General features: G+C 35.5%; 1 protein-coding gene. It reads left to right on the top strand.

The genetic code is table 11. The features are described from left to right. The first annotated feature begins 200 nt into the window (after positions 1–200). The gene (locus BM088_RS26400) at positions 201–1,637 is read left to right on the top strand and encodes a phosphomannomutase (protein WP_091991864.1); all 1,437 of its coding nucleotides are present in this window, start codon (positions 201–203) and stop codon (positions 1,635–1,637) included. Positions 1,638–1,717: the final 80 nt, after the last annotated feature.

The raw sequence follows: 1,717 nt of genomic DNA, 5'->3' as shown, positions 1-1,717 counted from the left end.
AGCCTCTGTGTACTCTGTGGTAAAACAAAATTAACCACCGAGAAAAGGAGGAACACAGAGGAAAAATTAAAACATTAAGTTTTGCAGTTTCCTAAATAAAGAAGAAATTTATAAAATAATTTAGCTTTTTATTTCTCTGTGAGCGTAGCTTCTGTGTACTCTGTGGTAAAAAACACCATAAAAATTGTTAAGGATTAAAAATGTTACAAAGTTCAGATGTATTAAATAATAGTGGTGTGGCTTTTGGTACTAGTGGTGCGCGTGGGTTAGTTACTCAGTTTACGCCTAATGTATGTGCTGCATTTACACATGCGTTTGTTGGTGTTATGAAGCAAAATTTCAGTTTTAAACAATTAGCAATTGCAGTAGATAATCGCCCGAGTAGCTATAGCATGGCTATGAGTTGTGCTGCGGCATTAAAACAACTTGATATCCAGCCAGTATTTTATGGTGTTTTACCTACGCCCGCATTAGCTTATGTTGCTATGCAAGATAACATTCCTTGCATTATGGTAACTGGCAGTCATATTCCTTTTGATCGTAACGGTTTAAAGTTTTATAGACCTGATGGTGAAATATCTAAAGCCGATGAACAAGATATTTTATCTGTTCAAGCTGAGTTTAGTGAATGTGACTTTTCACCTGAATTAACAGCTAATACTCACGCTGCAAAACGTTACATTGAACGTTATAGTTCATTGTTTAATTCACCTTTTTTAACTGGTAAGCGCATTGGTATATATGAACATTCAAGTTCAGGTCGTGATTTATATGCCAGTTTGTTAAAGCAATTAGGTGCAGAGGTTATTACGCTTGAACGTAGTGATGTTTTTGTGCCTATTGACACTGAAGCTGTATCAGATGAAGATAAAGCCAAAGCTAAAAAGTGGGTTGCTGAATATAAACTAGATGCCTTATTTTCTACCGATGGAGATGGTGACCGACCTCTCATTGCGGATGAAACTGGAGAATGGTTACGTGGTGATATTTTAGGTTTGTTGTGTGCTAAATTTTTAAAAATTGACGCATTGGCTATACCTGTAAGTTGTAATACAGCAATTGAAAAAAGTGAAAGCTTTAAAACAGTAGTTCGCACTAAGATAGGCTCACCTTATGTGATTGCTGCTTTTGATGGTTTAACAAAGCAATATAGAACAATTGCGGGTTTTGAAGCTAATGGTGGTTTTTTACTAGGTAGTGACGTGACTTACCAAGGCAAAACGCTAAAAGCTTTACCAACACGTGATGCACTGCTACCTGCATTAATATTATTAGCTGCCGCTAATGAAAAACAGATATCGCAACTGGCAAATGAATTACCAACCCGTTATACCCATAGTGACCGTATTCAAAATTTTGCTACAGATAAAAGTAAAGCAATTATCAAGCAAGGTTTAGTTGATACTGTTGGTTTATTAGTGAAGTTAGGTTTTGAAAGTGAAGAACTTTCAAAGGTCGATGATACCGATGGATTAAGAATAACATTTACAGATGGGAGAATAGTGCATTTTCGACCTTCAGGCAATGCACCTGAATTAAGATGTTATGCTGAAGCTGATAGCATAGAGTCAGCCAAAGAATATGTTGACTTGGTGTTAAAAAATGTACAAATGGTTGTAGATTGGGCTTCAGCCTAATGATTTTAAACACCATATAAAATACTGATTTTTTGAATTTTTAGCTAATTCAGTACTCTTATGTAATACCTGAATTTAAA

Origin of the sequence: Pseudoalteromonas denitrificans DSM 6059, from assembly GCF_900112265.1 — a bacterium.
Taxonomy (GTDB): Bacteria; Pseudomonadota; Gammaproteobacteria; order Enterobacterales; family Alteromonadaceae; genus Pseudoalteromonas; species Pseudoalteromonas denitrificans.
The sequence above is the reverse complement of the archived record's forward strand: the minus strand, read 5'-3'. Positions and strand labels throughout refer to the sequence as shown.